We start from the raw sequence: 16,335 nt of genomic DNA, 5'->3' as shown, positions 1-16,335 counted from the left end.
AGAAGTATGAATCGCACACTGGCCGATCTTGATCGCGTTGTGGCACTGGGCGGCGGACACGGTTTAGGCCGCGTGATGTCGGCCCTTTCCCCGCTGGGCTCACGTCTCACCGGCATCGTCACCACCACCGACAACGGCGGATCGACCGGCCGCATTCGTCGCTCCGAAGGCGGTATCGCCTGGGGCGACATGCGCAACTGCCTGAACCAGCTGATTGCAGAACCCAGCGTCGCCTCCGCGATGTTCGAGTACCGTTTTGCCGGTAACGGCGAACTGGCCGGTCACAACCTCGGTAATCTGATGCTGCGGGCGCTGGATCATCTGAGCGTTCGCCCGCTGGAAGCGATCAACATCATCCGTAACCTGCTGAAGGTCGACGCCTTTTTAATCCCGATGTCGGAGCAGCCGGTGGATCTGGTGGCGATGGATGCCGAAGGCAATATGGTTTACGGCGAAACCGCCATCGATGAGATGAAGCAGCCGCCGCAGGAGCTGATGCTGCACCCCAACGTTCAGCCGACGCGGGAAGCGCTGCAGGCCATTGCAGAAGCGGATCTGATCCTGATTGGTCCAGGCAGTTTCTACACCAGCCTGATGCCCATTCTGCTGATGGAAGAGATGGCGCAGGCCCTGCGTCGCACGCCTGCCACTATGGTGTTTATCGGCAATCTGGGCCGTGAGCTTAGCCCCGCCGCGGCCAGTCTTTCAGTGGCTGACAAGCTTCAGATGATGGAACGTTATATCGGCAAGCGGGTGATCGATGCAGTAGTGGTCGGACCGTCGGTCGCCACAGAGGGCATTGAAAACCGTCTGATTGTCCGTGAACCGCTGGAGGCCGCCGACATTAAATATCGTCACGACCGCCAGCTGTTACGGGTGGCGCTGGAACACGCCATTCAGAGCTTTGACGGCGCTACGAGGCCGCGATAAACAGCGTTCGCAGCTCATGCAGCTGATCGCGCACGCTGGCCGCCTGTTCGAACTCCAGGTTCTGCGCGTGCTGCTGCATCTGCCCTTCCAGCTCGTGGATTTTCTTCTGCAGCGCCTGCGGCGTTAACAGCTGGAAATCGGCCAGTGCCTGAGCCTCGCCAGGACGTGCTGGTTTCGCTTTGCCGCGGGTTTTCACCACATTTTTGCCCAGCTCCAGAATATCCGTGATCTTCTTGTTCAGGCCCTGCGGCACAATGCCATTCTTTTCGTTGTGCAGCTGCTGTTTCTCGCGGCGGCGCTCCGTCTCTTCAATGGCACGCGCCATCGACGGCGTGATTTTATCGCCATAGAGAATCGCCTTGCCGTTGATGTTACGCGCCGCACGACCAATGGTCTGAATCAGCGATCGTTCGGAACGCAGGAAGCCCTCTTTATCCGCATCCAGAATCGCCACCAGCGACACTTCCGGCATATCCAGCCCCTCACGCAGTAAGTTGATGCCCACCAGCACATCAAACTCACCCAGACGTAAGTCGCGGATAATCTCCATACGCTCTACGGTGTCGATGTCGGAGTGCAGATAGCGCACTTTTTCGCCATGCTCAGTCAGATACTCAGTGAGATCTTCCGCCATGCGTTTGGTCAGCACCGTCACCAGTACACGTTCGTTGATCGCCACGCGCTGATGGATTTCCGACAGCAGATCGTCAACCTGGGTGCCGACCGGACGCACTTCGATGATCGGATCCAGCAGGCCGGTAGGACGTACCACCTGATCAACCACTTCGTCGCCCGATTTTTCCAGCTCATATTTACCCGGCGTTGCTGAAACATAGATAGTCTGCGGGGCCAGCGCCTCAAACTCTTCAAACTTCATCGGACGGTTATCCAGCGCCGACGGCAGGCGGAAGCCATACTCCACCAGCGTCTCTTTGCGCGCCCGGTCGCCTTTATACATGCCGCCAATCTGCGGGATGGTGACGTGGGACTCATCCACCACCAGCAGGCCATCGGCAGGGAGATAGTCAAACAGCGTCGGTGGCGCTTCGCCCGGTCCGCGTGCGGAGAGGTAGCGCGAGTAGTTCTCGATGCCGGAGCAGTAACCCAGCTCACTCATCATCTCCAGATCAAACTGGGTACGCTGAGTAATACGCTGCTCTTCCAGCAGTTTATTGTTCTCCAGCAGCACCCGGCGGCGATCCGCCAGCTCGACTTTGATATCTTCCATCGCCTGCAGAATGCGCTCACGCGGCGTGACGTAGTGCGTCTTGGGATAGATGGTAAAGCGAGGCACCACTGAATCGATCTGCCCGGTCAGCGGGTCAAACAGCGACAGACGCTCAACCTCTTCGTCAAACAGTTCGACGCGCAGCGCAATATCGTCCGACTCCGCCGGGAAGATATCGATCACTTCGCCACGCACGCGGAAGGTGCCGCGCTGAAACGCCTGGTCGTTGCGGGTGTACTGCAGCTCTGACAGACGGCGCAGGATGCTGCGCTGATCGATAATCATGCCGCGGGTCAGGTGCAGCATCATTTTCAGATAGAGATCGGGATCGCCCAGACCGTAGATCGCCGAAACCGACGCCACCACGATAACGTCGCGCCGCTCCAGCAGCGCCTTGGTCGCCGACAGACGCATCTGTTCAATGTGTTCATTCACCGACGCATCCTTTTCGATAAAGGTGTCGGAACTCGGCACATAGGCTTCAGGCTGATAGTAGTCGTAGTAAGAGACGAAAAACTCGACGGCGTTATCCGGGAAAAACTCTTTCATCTCGCCATAGAGCTGCGCCGCCAGCGTTTTGTTCGGTGCCAGCACCATCGTCGGGCGATTGAGGTCGGCAATGACGTTGGCGACGGTAAAGGTTTTACCGGAGCCGGTCACGCCTAATAAGGTCTGGTGAGCCAGTCCATCCTCCAGCCCCTCTTCCAGGCGACGGATCGCCTCAGGCTGGTCGCCCGAAGGTTTAAAGGCGGAATTGAGTTTAAAAGCTTTGGTCATGAATGCAGTTCCTGCTGGAGAAGTCGGCGGGCAGGCACTTATTTTACTCTGCTATGGTGATTTTGCCAGAAAATAATACTGGATATAAAAACAGTAATCGTGCAAGGTTAATGCAATCAGGGTAAGACTTAGCCCGCCTGCTTCAGATACGTGATATCGCAAAGCCTGATGCGCAATGTTATCCCCAGACCGGGATCGGATTTAACATTTGTCAATAGAACGTCACAAAATTACAGTTCAGTTACCTGACAGAAAATTCGCAGGCTTGTTTTTTGATAACCAGCTGATTTTACTGGTTTAAGCTAATAAGGCCAGAATCTCGTCATTATGTTACCAGGCCGCGTATTTCCTCGCTTCTAACCGGTTTTCATTACCTAATGCACAAGGTTATCCACAGGAATGGTGGATAAGTGATGGCAGCCCCGCCGCCATCAGCTGTGTATAATTTTTCCCTGCCCTCCCGCCTCGTTGAAAATAATTTTTTTTGCGTTAAATTTCGCGTCGGTTGCTAACGGATTATTCTGCATTTTTAATCTGTCGCCTGGCGTGGCACGCAAATTTTCATCGTTCCACTAAGATTCTTAATCAGACATTCTGCGTTACCGCAGCACGTCTGCACCACAAACAGCGCCCGCAGGCACTGTAAAAGTGCAGGCGCGTGATGACCATGGGTAATTGATAAGTTTTTCTCACCTTTCCTCACTGATACAGCGCACTGCAGCAGGAAACAGGGCCGTTTTAAGATCTGGCCTGGGAATTGCAGGAGTCAATAACGTCACCGCGCTTTACGCGCACTGTGCTGCAATGGTGAGGCTGCCGTTGCTGATGACTTGTTTGCCAGACGACAAAGAGCGGAAGCAATCAGGCTAATGATCGGGAAGGAGAGTGTCAGATGCTGAGTCTACGTTCGGTAAATCAATTTTACGGTCAGAACCATATCCTGTGGGATGTGGACCTGGAGCTGTCGCCTGGCACCTGCACCGGCATTCTGGGCCGTCCTGGCATGGGCAAGACCACGCTGGTCAACTGCATCATGGGCAGACTGCCGATTAACAGCGGCACCATTTCCTGGAAAGAGGATGGCTCGCCGCCGGAAGATTTGCTGCTGCAACCGGCTGAACAGCGGGCGCAGATGGGCATCGGCTATGTGCCGCAGGGCCGCCATATTTTTACCCAGATGAGCGTGGAAGATAACCTGCTGATTGCCCTGCTGGCGGGTGCCAGCCAGCGCGATCGTCATCGCGCCATTCCCGAAATGGTCTTTGATTTATTCCCGGCACTCTACTCCCTGCGCCAGCAACGCAGCGGCGATCTGCCCATCGATCAGCAGCAACAGCTGGCCCTGGCGCGCGCGCTGGTGCTGCAGCCCAAACTGCTGATTCTGGATGAGCCGACTGATGGGATGTCACCGTGGCTGGAAGAGGAGATGGGCAACCTGATCCGCCGGCTTAACCTCGACTACGGGCTGACCATCCTGCTGCTGGAGCAGCGCCTGTCGCTGATCCGGCGGGTGGCGGACTATTTCCTGCTGCTGCACCGTGGCCGTAATGTGGCGCAGGGCAGCATGGAGCAGCTCGATGACCATACCGTGGATAAGTGGCTGACGGTGGCCTGACGCTGAGTCCCTGTCACGGCAGGCGTCAGGATTGCAGGCAGCGCGCAACAACCTGACGTTCAGGCTGGTGAGCACTGCACAGGCTCATACTGATTGAGCAAAAGCGGGTGGGGCCAGTTTTTTACTCTGGCAGCGTCAGATACTGTCCACAGGAGGCCTGCTGCTGCGCATCGGTGAGATACGGAATGGTGCCCAGACAGGGCGCAGGCAGTCGCTGCTTCAGGCTGGTGAGATATTCCTGATAGCGTTTGCCGGGCGGCTCGACGGTGTTGGCGATCCAGCCCACCAGTGGCAGGCCGCACGCACGCACCGCCTCGGCGGTGAGCATGGCGTGGTTGATGCAGCCGAGCTTAATTCCCACCACCAGAATCACGGGCAGCTGTTCGCTGACCACCCAGTCCGCATAGGTGTGCGTCTCTGACAGCGGGGTGTACCAGCCTCCTGCACCCTCGACCAGAATCCAGTCCGCCAGTGGCTCCAGCGCCGCCAGACCCGCTGACAGTGCCAGATGGGTGATCGGCCTGCCCTCTTCAGCGCTGACGATGTGCGGCGAGGTCGGCTCCATAAACGCCAGCGGATTGACCTGCTGATAGCTCAACGGCACGCTGCTGAAGCGCTGCAGCGCCAGCGCATCACTGTTGCGAATGCCTTCAGGCGTCATCTCACAGCCTGACGCAACCGGCTTGTAGCCCGCACAGCGGTAGCCCGCTGCGGCGGCTGCCTGCAACAGTGCGCCGCTGGCGACCGTTTTACCGACTTCGGTGTCGGTGCCGGTGATAAAAAGCCGTTTCATGAAAGCGTGACTCCATAGATTAAATGGTAACTCAGGCGATAGCCGTGCCGATCGCGCGGCCAGTGTGCCTCTAACTGGTTGAGCCGTTGTCGGGTGAGTATCTGCCCGTCGCGACCCTGATGCAGATGGGTCGCGCCAATCCCTTTCAGCGAACGCATGGCACTGAGCGCATCGGGAAAATGCAGCGTCACCCTTTCCGCGCTGCAAATCAGTTGCTCTGCGTGGCAGGCCGCCGCAATCTCCGCCTCGCTGAGAAAGCGGTTAGCATGGGGTAACGCATCCAGATGGGACCAGGCTTCATGCACCTCCTGCAACGAACCTTCGCCAAGCGTGGAAAACAGCAGCGTGCCCTCGGGCCGCAGCACCCGCCGGAACTGGCGCAGCGCGCCGGGCAGATCCTCACTCCACTGCACCGCCAGGTTGCTCCACACCATGTCGATGCTGTTATCCGCCAGCGGCAGCGCGTCGATGTCACCCGCCAGATAGTGCTGCGCCGCGTCGTTGTCCCGCGCCTGTTGCAGCATCTGTGGTGAGAGATCCAGCGCCGTGACCTGTTTGCCGCGTTCGCGCCACAGCCTGCTGTACCAGCCGGTGCCACACCCGGCATCCAGCAGCTGCAGCCCGCTGTGAGCCGGTGCGCGTGCCAGCAGCGCATCGCCGCTGAGTCGTTGCAGTGCCGCATGGGCATCGTAATGGCTGGCCGCCCGGCCAAAGGCACGTGCCACCGCCTGCTTATCAACCCGCAGCGTCATGCAGCGCCTCCAGTAACCGATCAATATCTTCCGGGTGATGTGCCGCCGTCAGGGTAATGCGCAGCCGGGCCGTTCCCGGCGGCACGGTAGGTGGCCTAATCGCACTGACCCAGCAGCCCGCCTCCGCCAGCCGCGCCGAGAGCGCCATCGCATCGCCATTTTCACCGATCAGCAGCGGCTGGATCGCGCTGGCTGAGTCCATTAGTTGCCACGGCAGCGAGGCCGCGCCACGCCGGAAATGCGCAATGTTCTGCTGCAACTGCTGGCGCAGCGCATCACCCTGCTGAATTTCGCGCAGTGCCGCCTGCAGCGCCACAGCCTGCGCAGCGGGCATGGCGGTGGAGTAGATCAGATGCCGGCTGAACTGCAGGAAATAGTCGGCGGTATCGGCGTCGCACAGCAGCGCGGCACCGCTGACGCCAAAGGCTTTGCCAAAAGTGACCACCAGCAGTTCCGGCTTAACGCCCTGCTGCCAGCAGCTGCCCCGCCCCTGCTCACCTGCCACGCCGATGCCGTGCGCATCATCCACCAGCAGCCAGCCCTGTGCCTGACGCGTCTGTTGCGCCAGCGAAGCCAGCGGTGCGCTGTCGCCATCCATGCTGAAAATCCCCTCGGTCACCACCAGCGTTTCCCCCTCGCAGGGTGACGCGAGCCGTGCCGTCAGGCTCTCCGGGTCGTTGTGACTGAAACGTCGCAGCTGCGCCGGGCTGTGGCTGGCGGCGTCGAGCAGCGAGGCATGGCTGAGTTTGTCGGCCAGGATGCGATCGTTTTTCTCGCCCAGCAGATGAATCACCGCCTGATTGGCCGCGAACCCGGAGATAAACAGCAGCGCATGGTCATAGCCGAGCCAGTCGGCCAACTGCGCCTCAAGTTCGGCGTGCTGACGGTGATAACCGGTGACGTGACCTGAGGCACCCGCCCCCGCGCCCGCCAGCGCCGCGCCCTGCTGCCAGCCCGCAATCACCGCCGGATGGCGGGTTAAACCGAGATAGTCATTGCTGGAGAAGTGCAGATAGCGGCGGCCACCGCTCTCTAACGTGCGGGTGGCTTGCTGATCGATGATTCGACGCTGTCGCCAGCCATCGGCCGCACGGCGCTGCGCCAGCCCCTGCTGAAGTCGTTGCTGCCAGCTCATTACAGCGCCGCGTTGTAGAACTGTTCTGTATCGGCATGGAACAGCTGCTCGCTAAGGTGTTCTTCCTGCTGCTGATCGCCGTGTTGGGTGTGGGTATGCTCCGGGTTCAGCCCCAGTTTGCGGAACAGCACGCGGTCTTTATCCTCTTCCGGATTCGGCGTGGTCAGCAGTTTGCAGCCGTAGAAAATCGAGTTCGCCCCGGCCATAAAGCACATAGCCTGAGTCTGCTCGCTCATCTGCTCACGACCCGCGGAGAGACGCACATGCGAGGTCGGCATCATGATGCGCGCCACCGCGATGGTACGGATAAAATCGAACGGCTCTACGTCATCGTTGTCCGCCAGCGGCGTGCCTTTGACTTTGACCAGCATGTTGATCGGCACGCTCTCCGGCGGGGTCGGCAGATTGGCTAACTGCACCAGCAGACCGGCGCGATCGTTCACGGTTTCGCCCAGGCCGACGATGCCGCCCGAACAGACTTTGATTCCGGCGTCGCGCACTTTGCCGAGCGTATCCAGACGTTCCTGATAGCTGCGGGTGGTGATGATGGAGCCATAGAATTCCGGTGAGGTGTCGAGGTTATGGTTGTAATAATCGAGACCCGCGCCAGCCAGCCGCTGCGCCTGTTGATCGCTGAGCGTGCCGAGCGTCATGCAGGTTTCCATTCCCATCGCCTTCACGCCTTCGACCATCTTTTCCAGGTAGGGCATATCGCGCTCGTGCGGGTTTTTCCACGCGGCACCCATGCAGAAACGGGTCGAACCGGCGGCTTTGGCCTGACGCGCGGAGGTCAGTACCTCCTCCACTTCCATCAGACGTTCCGACTCCAGGCCGGTCTTGTAGCGCGCGCTCTGCGGGCAATATTTGCAATCTTCCGGGCAGGCGCCAGTTTTGATCGACAGCAGGGTACTGACCTGCACCTGGCGCGGGTCGAAGTGCTGACGATGCACCTGCTGCGCTTTAAACATCAGTTCAAGAAAAGGTTGATCAAACAGCGCTTGCGCCTGTGCAATTGTCCAGCGTTGAGCCATTACGTACTCCAGAAAAGGGTGTCATCCCGACAGAAAGCAGGGGTATACTTGTAAACTATATTTTTTTATTTTGGTTTACAACTCCGATGACTACCCCCGTTTTCTCCTCCGATGATGCCCGTTTTGATCGCCAGCATATCTGGCATCCCTACACTTCCATGCAGGATCCGCTGCCCTGCTACCCGGTCGTCGCCGCGCAGGGTTTTCAGCTGCAGCTGGCCGATGGCCGTGAGCTGGTGGATGGAATGTCATCGTGGTGGGCGGCGATTCATGGTTACAACCACCCGCGACTGAACCGGGCGCTAACGGAGCAGGTCACGCAGATGTCGCACGTGATGTTTGGTGGCATTACCCATCCGGCAGCAGTGGCGCTCTGCCGTCAGCTGGTGGCGATGACGCCCGAGGCGCTGGAGTGCGTCTTCCTGGCCGATTCCGGCTCGGTGGCCGTGGAAGTGTCGATGAAAATGGCGCTGCAGTACTGGCTGGGCCGCGGTGAGACGCGCCAGCAGTTCCTGACACTGAAGCGCGGCTATCATGGCGATACCTTTGCCGCGATGTCGGTGTGCGATCCCGAGAACTCGATGCACAGCCTGTGGCGCGGTTATCTGCCTGAGCACCACTTTGCGGCGGCCCCGGCCTGCGGCTTTGATGATGAATGGGACGCGCGCGATTTCGATGATTTTGCCCGGCTGATCGAACAGCATCACCGGCAGCTGGCAGCGGTGATCCTTGAGCCGATTGTGCAGGGTGCGGGCGGCATGCGTTTCTATCATCCGCGCTATCTGCAGCAGGTGCGGGAAGCGTGCGACCGTTATGGCGTACTGCTGATAGCGGATGAGATCGCCACCGGATTTGGCCGCACCGGTAAGCTCTTTGCCTGTGAACATGCGGGTATTACCCCGGATATTCTCTGCGTCGGCAAGGCACTGACCGGCGGCATGATGACGCTGGCAGCGACCCTGACCACCCGCGACGTCGCCGACACCATCAGCCGCAGCGCGGCAGGCTGTTTTATGCATGGCCCGACCTTTATGGGCAACCCGCTGGCCTGCGCGGTGGCGGCGGAGAGCCTGTGCATGCTGGCGGACGGTCACTGGCAGCGTCAGGTGGCCGCAATCGAACAGCAGCTGCGGGCTGAGCTGCTGCCGCTGCGCCGTTCACCGCAGGTGGCCGATGTGCGCGTGCTGGGGGCGATTGGCGTGGTGGAAACCCATCAGCCAGTTAACATGGCGGCGCTGCAGCAGTTCTTTGTTGAACAGGGCGTCTGGATCCGGCCTTTTGGCCGTCTGATCTACCTGATGCCGCCCTACATCATCACGCCCCAGGCACTGAGTCAGCTGGTGCAGGCGATTGGCAGTGCGCTGGAACATTTGCAACATTTTGCCGCCTGAAGCGGGCTGACCACTGGCACTGGTGGCGCTTTTGGTTATGATGAAAGGCTATTCATCGACAGTTAAGGAGATGTGATGCGCGTTTTTAGTCAGGATTTTAATGACGGCGAGAAGATGCCAGAAAAGCATGTTTTCAACGGCATGGGTTATCAGGGCGAGAATATTTCTCCCCATCTTGCCTGGGAAGCGGCACCGGAAGGCACCAAAAGTTTTGTGGTGACCTGCTACGATCCTGATGCGCCGACGGGTTCCGGCTGGTGGCACTGGGTCGTGGCGAATATTCCGGCCAGCACCACGTCACTGCCGCAGGGTGCCGGTTCCGGCAAAGCGTCACTGCCAGCAGGCGCAATCCAGACCCGCACCGATTTCGGTCAGGCGGGCTACGGTGGCGCGGCACCGCCACAGGGCGAAACCCATCGCTACATTTTCACCGTGCATGCGCTGGATGTGGAGACGATTGAGGTGGATGAAGGCGCCAGTGGCGCAATGGTCGGCTTTAATGTGCATTTCCACGCCCTGGCGAGCGCCTCGCTGACCGTGAATTATCAGTAATTCAGTATATCTTTCCCGCCCGGGAGAGATGTACTTAAAAGTCTGTCCCGGTTAGCTGTGAGACCGAGCCAGCGCAGGAAATTCGGTCAAATCGGAAAGTCGCTTACGCCAATCCCTGGCTCGCTCGGCCCGCGCGATTACGCACCTCATCCCTGAGGTGCGCCCGTAAATGGGCCAAAGCTTTGCGTTGTTCAAAAACGCTCCCGGCGTTTTTGTCCATGGCGCGGGACGCTTTCCTCCTCTGACTGTATTCCCTGCGTGTTGAGCTAATCCATCGCTGTCCGATGCACCCTGATTTGAGTTTTTCAATCGTCTGAATGCCTCTCCCGCTCAGGAGAGGCGTTTTTCAGGATGCGTTACGCCTGCAGCTGATGAATCACCACCCACATCGGGCCTTGCCCTACCGCATAACGTCCCAGCGGCTGTAACAGCCCCTTCGGTTCGCTAATCGCATACACTTCGATGTGATGCGATTTCTGTCCCGCCGCCACCAGAAAACGTCCGCTGTGATCGATATTGAACCCGCGCGGCTGCGTTTCCGTCGGCTGGAACCCTTCCAGCGTCAGTTCATCGCCCAGTTCGCTTACGCTGAAAATTGCCAGCGTGCTGCTGGTGCGATCGCAGGCGTAGAGGAAACGGCCATCCGGCGTCAGATGAATATCGGCTGCCCAGCGCGTACCGCTGAAGTCAGGCGGCATCATATCCAGCGTCTGCACGCTTTCTGCTTCGCCTTCACCGGTATTTAATGCCCAGACATCAACCGTGCTGTCGAGCTCGTTGACGCAGTAAGCAAACTGCCCGCCCGGATGAAACTGCATATGACGCGGACCTGCGCCTTCTACCGTCGTGACCTGCGCCTGTTTGCGCGGCGTCAGCTGACCGTCTGCGCCCAGCGCAAACAGACAGATACGGTCCTGCTTCAGTGCCGGTACATAGAGTGTCTTGTTATCGGTATCGATATTGGCAGAGTGGCAGCCATCCAAACCGTTGATCACCTGCAGTGGGGCCTGCGGAATGCCATCATCGCCAATCGGGCTGACGCTGACGCAGGCATCATTGTAGGAACCGCAGAACAGGAACCGGCCCTCGCGATCGGTGGAAATGTGAGTCGGACTGCCCGGCAGCGGTGCCTGACCGGCTTCGGTCAGCGTGCCATCGGCGGCAATCTGGAACGCCAGCACGCGAAAATTGGGACGCACACCGACATAGAGAAAATCGCGTTTCGGACTCACCACCATCGGCTGAACCTGGCCGGCGACATCAATCACCTGAAGCAACGTCAGCGCACCCTCATCATTCATCTGCCAGACGTGAATCTGCTGGCTCTCGGGACTGGCGGTGTAGACAACCTGTTTCATGCATTCTCCTTTTTTGCTGCCTGATCATGATCTGTGAATCACTGTAGCGTGTTTTATTGGCCTGCGCTGGAATCATTTGTGCCCTGTTTTTTGTCTCCGGACCGTGGACAGGTGTAGACTTCAGCCTCTGCAAACCTGAAAAAACGAGAGGATGAATGAGCTACCGGGTAATTGCCCTCGACCTCGACGGCACGCTGCTGACTCCAGCCAAAACGATTCTGCCGCAGTCAATTGACGCACTGAACCAGGCCCGCCAGGCGGGTGTTCATGTCGCTATTGTGACCGGACGCCATCACTGCGCTATCCACCCTTTTTATCAGGCACTACAATTGGATACACCCGCAATCTGCTGTAATGGCACCTATTTGTATGATTACCAGGCGAAACAGGTGCTGGCATCTGATCCTCTCGACCCGCAGCTGGCGTTACAGGTCATTGAGAGGCTGGATCAGCAGCAGATTCACGGCTTGCTCTACGTGGATGATGTGATGCTCTATCAGACGCCGACCGGTCACGTGATGCGCACGCTGAAATGGGCCGAATCGCTGCCTGAGCATCAGCGTCCGCTGTTCCGTCAGGTGCCTGATTTAGCCCAGGCGGCACGTGACGCCGGTTCGATCTGGAAGTTTGCCCTGTCGCACGACAATCATCAGGAGCTGCAACAGTTCGCCACTGCGGTGGAAGCGGAGCTGGGGCTGGCCTGCGAATGGTCATGGCACGATCAGGTGGATATCGCTAAAGGCGGCAACAGCAAAGGCAAACGGCTGGCGCAGTGGGTTGAATCGCTGGGGCTGAGCATGTCCGATGTGATCGCATTTGGTGATAACTACAACGACCTCAGCATGCTGGAAACGGCCGGACTGGGCGTGGCGATGGGCAATGCCGACGAGGCGATCAAAGCACGGGCGAAAAAGGTGATCGGCACTAACCTTGAAACCGGTATTGCCGATACTCTCCGTCAGTTCGTCCTGTAATCAGGGCGTCACGGAGACGCTTTTAATCTGGGCATAGAGCCACTGTTCGGGCCGGATGCCCAGTTCATCGCGCGCCCACGGCGTGATGCGCGCCCAGAGTTCGCTGATGCCGATACGCAGCTTCACCTCCACCTGGTCTCCGACCTCCAGCAGCTCAACGACCTGTGCCGGTAAAATGTTGCGGATGGAGGTATGCTGCGGCGGTTGCAGCGCCAGCGAAACATCGGATGAGGCGATGCGAATACGCAGCGGCGTTTTCACCGGCTGATTTACCCGGCTGACCCAGATGTGCTGATCGCCCAGCGACAGTGCGGTCATCGGATAGTCGGGATGCTGCTCCAGCACCTGCACCCGCAGCACGCTGGTCAGTTCGCTCACCGGCAGCCAGGGCCGCATCGCGCTGCTGCTCCAGACCCGCTCCAGCGGACCAAAGGCTTTAACCTTGCCCGCATCCAGTACCAGCACGTTATCAGCCAGGTGCAGGATTTCATCCAGACTGTGCGAGACGTAGAGCATCGGAATATCGACCTGCTTCGCCAGCTTTTGCAGATAAGGCATCAGTTCACGTTTGCGCGGCAGATCCAGCGACGCCAGCGGCTCATCCAGCAGCAGCATATCCGGTGCGGTCAGCAGCGCCCGGCCAATCGCGACCCGCTGCTTTTCACCGCCCGACAGCGACAGCGGAAAGCGCGACAGCAGCGCCTCCAGCCCCAGCAGCGAGACCAGACTGTCGAACTGCGCTTTCATTGACGGCGCCATACCGTATTGCAGGTTGCCCCGGACCCGGTAGTGCGGGAACAGCCGAGCATCCTGAAACACATAACCGATGCGGCGTTTTTCCGGCGGCAGCGCAATCTTCTGCTCTGCATCAAACAGCAGGCGATCGTTAAGCTCAATTCGCCCGCGCTGTGGCTGAGTCAGTCCGCTGATGGCGTTGATGAGTGAGGTTTTACCGGCACCGGAAACACCGAAAATGGCGGTGATCCCTTTGGCCGGGATCTGTAGATCGACCTCAAGCTGATGATCGCCCTGCTGCTGCATAAAGTTGAGTGATAGCATCAGCTTCCCATCCGCTTGCGTCCTGCCCGTGCCAGCCATTCCGACGCCAGCAGTGAACCCAGTGCCAGCACGATAGCGATCACGCAGAGTCGCGCCGCCGCACCCTCTGCACCGGGCGTTTCGATCAGGGTAAACATCGCCAGCGGCAGCGTGCGCGTTTCACCGGGAATATTGGACACGAACGTGATCGTGGCGCCAAATTCGCCCAGCGATCGGGCAAACGCCAGTACCGTTCCGGCGATCACACCCGGCAACGTCAGCGGCAGTGTGATAGTGAAAAAGACCCGCCAGCGTCCGGCACCCAGCGTACGCGCTGCCTGCTCCAGCCGGCTATCCACCGCTTCCAGCGCCAGCCGGATGGCGCGAACCATCAGTGGAAAGGCGATGACGGCAGACGCCAGTGCCGCCCCGCGCCAGCTGAACGCAAAGCTGAAACCAATCCAGTCAAACAGCTTTTCACCAATGATCCCGCGTCGTCCCAGGCTAACCAGCAGCAGATACCCCACCACTACCGGCGGCAGCACCAGCGGCAGGTGAATCAGGCTGTCGAGCAGCGCTTTGCCGGGGAAACGGCAGCGCACCAGAATCCAGGCCATCAGGATGCCAAACGGCAGACTGCCCAGCACGGCTATGCCAGAGACTTTAAGGCTAAGCAGTACTGCCTGCCATTCGGGATCGCTGAGTATCATTTCGTCGGTGTGAATCCATAATGTTTGAAAATCGCCGCAGCCTGCGGTCCTTTCAGGTAATCATAAAAGGCTTTAACGGTAGCCGTGTCGTGATCGTTTACGATCGCCATCGGATATTCCACCGGTTTATGGCTGTCTGCCGGAAAACGCCCCACCACCTGCACTTTGTCGCTGGCGACGGCGTCCGAACCGTAGACAATGCCATAAGGCGTTTCGTTACGCTCGACCAGCGCCAGCGCTGCCCGCACATTATTAGCGGGCGCTAACGCGGGCGCTACGCCGTCCCAGGCGCCCAGTTTTTGCAACGCCTCTTTAGCATAGATACCCGCAGGAACATGGTCCGGATCGCCAACCGCCAGACGTTCGCCGTGAAGCAATGTTTTCCAGTCGGTCTGAGGATCCAGCGTCACCGCTTTAGCTGCGGCACTGCGTGGCGCAATCAGTACCAGGTCGTTGCCCAGTAGGGTGTAGCGGGTGCGGGTTATCACGCTTTTCTTCGCTACGGCATCATCCATCCACTGCTGATCGGCAGAGATAAACAGGTCGGCAGGCGCGCCCTGTTCAAGCTGACGCGCCAGCGTGGAGGATGAGGCGAACGAAGAGACGACCGTTACGCCCTTTTCCTTCTGATACTGACTGGCAATATCCTGCATCGCATTGGTCAGCGAAGCCGCGGCAAACACGGTAATGTTATCGGCGGCCACGGCCTGTCCGGCCAGCGACACGGTAACCAGCGCCGCGACGCCCCAGCGGGTGTAATTAAATGACATGATTCTCTCCGGCTATTCGTTGTGTAGCGGATAATATAACGCAATATCAGGGAGGTTCAGTAAATTATCGGCAGGCGTCAGAGAAGGTTGAATCGGTGCGGGACAAAAATGACGACGCCCGCCTGGATGGCGGGCGTGGCAGAAATTAATTATGCGAACGGGCTGAAGATTTTTCGCGATGACCCACTTTAGAGAAGATATTAAACACTTCACCCAGGCCATAAATCATACCCAGCATCAGCGCCATTACCACAGGGACCATCAGTACGGCCACGGCGAGGCTTTTCAGTAATTCCAGCATGGAGAGTCTCACTCTGCTAACAAAAAAGTGATTGTAACGGGTCAGTAAAATTTTGCGCAGCCCTTTTCGTGCTTTTACTTTGGTCATAAAACGCCGCTATCATCGGCCTTCGCCTTAACTCTTTGCCGGAGCTGTCATGGAAGCTGAACTATCCCTTCATATCCGTTTACAACAGAAACTGTTTGCCGATCCGCGGCGTATTGAGCTGCTGAAACGCGTCCAGCAGACCGGATCGATCAGTCAGGGGGCGAAACTGGCTGGTATCAGTTACAAAAGTGCCTGGGATGCGATTAATGAGATGAACCAGATGGCGGATGAAACGCTGGTGGCGCGGGCAACCGGCGGCAAAGGCGGCGGCGGTGCCACGCTGACCCGCTACGGTGAACGCCTGATTCAGCTGTTTCATCTGATGGAGCAGATCCAGCAGAAAGCTTTCGATGCGCTGCAGAAGGATACGCTGCCGCTCGACAGCCTGCTGGCGGCCATCGCCCGCTTCTCACTGCAGACCAGCGCCCGCAACCAGCTGTTCGGCACCGTGGTCAGCAACGATGCGCAGCAGGTGGTTCAGCATCTGCTGATTCAGCTGGCTGATGGCGTCACCCAGCTCAATGTGGCGCTGACCCAGCGCAGCGCCGATCGTCTGCAGCTGGCGGCGGGTAAAGAGGTGCTGGTGCTGATCAAAGCGCCGTGGATCCGCATCAGTCGTGACGCCGCAGAGGAAGACAATCAGCTGGCGGCCACCGTCACTGCCATCGAACCGGGTGAGCAGATGACTGAGGTGCTGATGCAGCTCGCCAGCGGCGAAACCCTGTGTGCCACTCTTACTAATGAACAGCTACAGCAGCTGAAGCTGCAGCCCGGCGACGCGGTGATCGCCAGTTTCAATGCGGAGAACGCCATCGTCGCCACCCTGCTCTAGCGGCTGATTTGACATCATTACAGCCAATGGTTACAACTCAGTGACACGATGCAGAAAATGG

Annotated in this window: 16 protein-coding genes; 6 read left to right on the top strand and 10 right to left on the bottom strand. The window is 58.7% G+C overall.

Annotated elements, in window-relative coordinates:
* Positions 1–6: 6 nt before the first annotated feature.
* Positions 7–930, top strand: coding sequence for a gluconeogenesis factor YvcK family protein (locus tag BY447_RS16330; RefSeq protein ID WP_110331538.1), 924 nt, complete (start codon positions 7–9; stop codon positions 928–930).
* On the opposite strand, the gene uvrB is transcribed toward BY447_RS16330, so the two are convergent.
* Positions 914–2,935 carry an excinuclease ABC subunit UvrB gene (gene uvrB / locus BY447_RS16325; RefSeq protein ID WP_033731912.1) on the bottom strand — a complete coding sequence of 674 codons (2,022 nt, stop codon included), beginning with the start codon at positions 2,933–2,935 and terminating at the stop codon, positions 914–916. The genes BY447_RS16330 and uvrB overlap by 17 nt on opposite strands.
* 892 nt (positions 2,936–3,827) lie before the next feature.
* Between uvrB and BY447_RS16315 the strand changes: the two genes are divergently transcribed.
* The gene (locus BY447_RS16315; protein ID WP_110331537.1) at positions 3,828–4,550 is read left to right on the top strand and encodes an ABC transporter ATP-binding protein; all 723 of its coding nucleotides are present in this window, start codon (positions 3,828–3,830) and stop codon (positions 4,548–4,550) included.
* A 121-nt stretch (positions 4,551–4,671) separates the two neighbouring features.
* On the opposite strand, the gene bioD is transcribed toward BY447_RS16315, so the two are convergent.
* From bioD to bioB, 4 genes are read right to left on the bottom strand one after another with little or no spacing between them, the layout of a single operon-like run.
* Positions 4,672–5,343 carry a dethiobiotin synthase gene (gene bioD / locus BY447_RS16310; RefSeq protein WP_110331536.1) on the bottom strand — a complete coding sequence of 224 codons (672 nt, stop codon included), beginning with the start codon at positions 5,341–5,343 and terminating at the stop codon, positions 4,672–4,674.
* Positions 5,340–6,095 carry a malonyl-ACP O-methyltransferase BioC gene (gene bioC / locus BY447_RS16305; protein ID WP_110331535.1) on the bottom strand — a complete coding sequence of 252 codons (756 nt, stop codon included), beginning with the start codon at positions 6,093–6,095 and terminating at the stop codon, positions 5,340–5,342. Before bioC ends, bioD begins: the two co-directional genes overlap by 4 nt.
* A complete protein-coding gene (gene bioF, locus BY447_RS16300) occupies positions 6,079–7,230 on the bottom strand; it encodes an 8-amino-7-oxononanoate synthase (RefSeq protein WP_110331534.1) in 1,152 nt (383 codons plus the stop codon). Before bioF ends, bioC begins: the two co-directional genes overlap by 17 nt.
* Positions 7,230–8,261: a biotin synthase BioB gene (gene bioB / locus BY447_RS16295; protein ID WP_033782361.1), complete on the bottom strand. Its 1,032-nt coding sequence runs from the start codon at positions 8,259–8,261 to the stop codon at positions 7,230–7,232. The genes bioF and bioB overlap by 1 nt, the downstream gene beginning before the upstream one ends.
* Before the next feature lie 86 nt (positions 8,262–8,347).
* Between bioB and bioA the strand changes: the two genes are divergently transcribed.
* Together bioA and BY447_RS16285 are read left to right on the top strand one after the other, a co-directional pair.
* Positions 8,348–9,652 (top strand): adenosylmethionine--8-amino-7-oxononanoate transaminase, encoded by a 1,305-nt coding sequence (gene bioA / locus BY447_RS16290; RefSeq protein ID WP_110331533.1) that lies wholly within the window; start codon positions 8,348–8,350, stop codon positions 9,650–9,652.
* 75 nt (positions 9,653–9,727) lie between these two features.
* Complete coding sequence (locus BY447_RS16285; RefSeq protein ID WP_013357177.1) at positions 9,728–10,204, top strand: kinase inhibitor; 477 nt, start codon at positions 9,728–9,730, stop codon at positions 10,202–10,204.
* Positions 10,205–10,560: 356 nt separating this feature from the next.
* Here BY447_RS16285 and pgl read toward each other — a convergent pair whose 3' ends face one another.
* The gene (gene pgl, locus BY447_RS16280) at positions 10,561–11,562 is read right to left on the bottom strand and encodes a 6-phosphogluconolactonase (protein ID WP_013357176.1); all 1,002 of its coding nucleotides are present in this window, start codon (positions 11,560–11,562) and stop codon (positions 10,561–10,563) included.
* Positions 11,563–11,717: 155 nt separating this feature from the next.
* On the opposite strand from pgl, the gene BY447_RS16275 reads away from it, so the two are divergent.
* Positions 11,718–12,536, top strand: coding sequence for a pyridoxal phosphatase (locus tag BY447_RS16275; RefSeq protein WP_110331532.1), 819 nt, complete (start codon positions 11,718–11,720; stop codon positions 12,534–12,536).
* On the opposite strand, the gene modC is transcribed toward BY447_RS16275, so the two are convergent.
* The 4 genes from modC to BY447_RS16255 form a co-directional block, all read right to left on the bottom strand.
* Positions 12,537–13,595 (bottom strand): molybdenum ABC transporter ATP-binding protein ModC, encoded by a 1,059-nt coding sequence (gene modC, locus BY447_RS16270; protein WP_013357174.1) that lies wholly within the window; start codon positions 13,593–13,595, stop codon positions 12,537–12,539.
* Positions 13,595–14,284 carry a molybdate ABC transporter permease subunit gene (gene modB, locus BY447_RS16265; protein ID WP_110331531.1) on the bottom strand — a complete coding sequence of 230 codons (690 nt, stop codon included), beginning with the start codon at positions 14,282–14,284 and terminating at the stop codon, positions 13,595–13,597. Before modB ends, modC begins: the two co-directional genes overlap by 1 nt.
* Positions 14,281–15,054: a molybdate ABC transporter substrate-binding protein gene (gene modA / locus BY447_RS16260; protein ID WP_041456714.1), complete on the bottom strand. Its 774-nt coding sequence runs from the start codon at positions 15,052–15,054 to the stop codon at positions 14,281–14,283. The genes modB and modA overlap by 4 nt, the downstream gene beginning before the upstream one ends.
* A 145-nt stretch (positions 15,055–15,199) precedes the next feature.
* Positions 15,200–15,355, bottom strand: a complete 156-nt coding sequence (locus BY447_RS16255; protein WP_033731900.1) for an AcrZ family multidrug efflux pump-associated protein — start codon at positions 15,353–15,355, stop codon at positions 15,200–15,202.
* A gap of 136 nt (positions 15,356–15,491) precedes the next feature.
* On the opposite strand from BY447_RS16255, the gene modE reads away from it, so the two are divergent.
* A complete protein-coding gene (gene modE, locus BY447_RS16250; protein ID WP_110331530.1) occupies positions 15,492–16,274 on the top strand; it encodes a molybdenum-dependent transcriptional regulator in 783 nt (260 codons plus the stop codon).
* The last annotated feature ends 61 nt before the right edge of the window (positions 16,275–16,335 follow it).

Origin of the sequence: Pantoea sp. JKS000250 (genome assembly GCF_003201065.1) — a bacterium.
GTDB lineage: Bacteria > Pseudomonadota > Gammaproteobacteria > Enterobacterales > Enterobacteriaceae > Pantoea > Pantoea vagans.
Note: the sequence above shows the minus strand (reverse complement) of the source record. Positions and strands in the feature narration are given on the sequence as shown.

What these genes read in the sequence shown, in the direction of transcription:
- BY447_RS16330 (WP_110331538.1), top strand. Translation starts at nt 7, where the DNA reads ATGAATCGCACACTGGCCGATCTTGATCGCGTTGTGGCACTGGGCGGC.
- uvrB (WP_033731912.1), bottom strand. Translation starts at nt 2,935, where the DNA reads ATGACCAAAGCTTTTAAACTCAATTCCGCCTTTAAACCTTCGGGCGAC.
- BY447_RS16315 (WP_110331537.1), top strand. Translation starts at nt 3,828, where the DNA reads ATGCTGAGTCTACGTTCGGTAAATCAATTTTACGGTCAGAACCATATC.
- bioD (WP_110331536.1), bottom strand. Translation starts at nt 5,343, where the DNA reads ATGAAACGGCTTTTTATCACCGGCACCGACACCGAAGTCGGTAAAACG.
- bioC (WP_110331535.1), bottom strand. Translation starts at nt 6,095, where the DNA reads ATGACGCTGCGGGTTGATAAGCAGGCGGTGGCACGTGCCTTTGGCCGG.
- bioF (WP_110331534.1), bottom strand. Translation starts at nt 7,230, where the DNA reads ATGAGCTGGCAGCAACGACTTCAGCAGGGGCTGGCGCAGCGCCGTGCG.
- bioB (WP_033782361.1), bottom strand. Translation starts at nt 8,261, where the DNA reads ATGGCTCAACGCTGGACAATTGCACAGGCGCAAGCGCTGTTTGATCAA.
- bioA (WP_110331533.1), top strand. Translation starts at nt 8,348, where the DNA reads ATGACTACCCCCGTTTTCTCCTCCGATGATGCCCGTTTTGATCGCCAG.
- BY447_RS16285 (WP_013357177.1), top strand. Translation starts at nt 9,728, where the DNA reads ATGCGCGTTTTTAGTCAGGATTTTAATGACGGCGAGAAGATGCCAGAA.
- pgl (WP_013357176.1), bottom strand. Translation starts at nt 11,562, where the DNA reads ATGAAACAGGTTGTCTACACCGCCAGTCCCGAGAGCCAGCAGATTCAC.
- BY447_RS16275 (WP_110331532.1), top strand. Translation starts at nt 11,718, where the DNA reads ATGAGCTACCGGGTAATTGCCCTCGACCTCGACGGCACGCTGCTGACT.
- modC (WP_013357174.1), bottom strand. Translation starts at nt 13,595, where the DNA reads ATGCTATCACTCAACTTTATGCAGCAGCAGGGCGATCATCAGCTTGAG.
- modB (WP_110331531.1), bottom strand. Translation starts at nt 14,284, where the DNA reads ATGATACTCAGCGATCCCGAATGGCAGGCAGTACTGCTTAGCCTTAAA.
- modA (WP_041456714.1), bottom strand. Translation starts at nt 15,054, where the DNA reads ATGTCATTTAATTACACCCGCTGGGGCGTCGCGGCGCTGGTTACCGTG.
- BY447_RS16255 (WP_033731900.1), bottom strand. Translation starts at nt 15,355, where the DNA reads ATGCTGGAATTACTGAAAAGCCTCGCCGTGGCCGTACTGATGGTCCCT.
- modE (WP_110331530.1), top strand. Translation starts at nt 15,492, where the DNA reads ATGGAAGCTGAACTATCCCTTCATATCCGTTTACAACAGAAACTGTTT.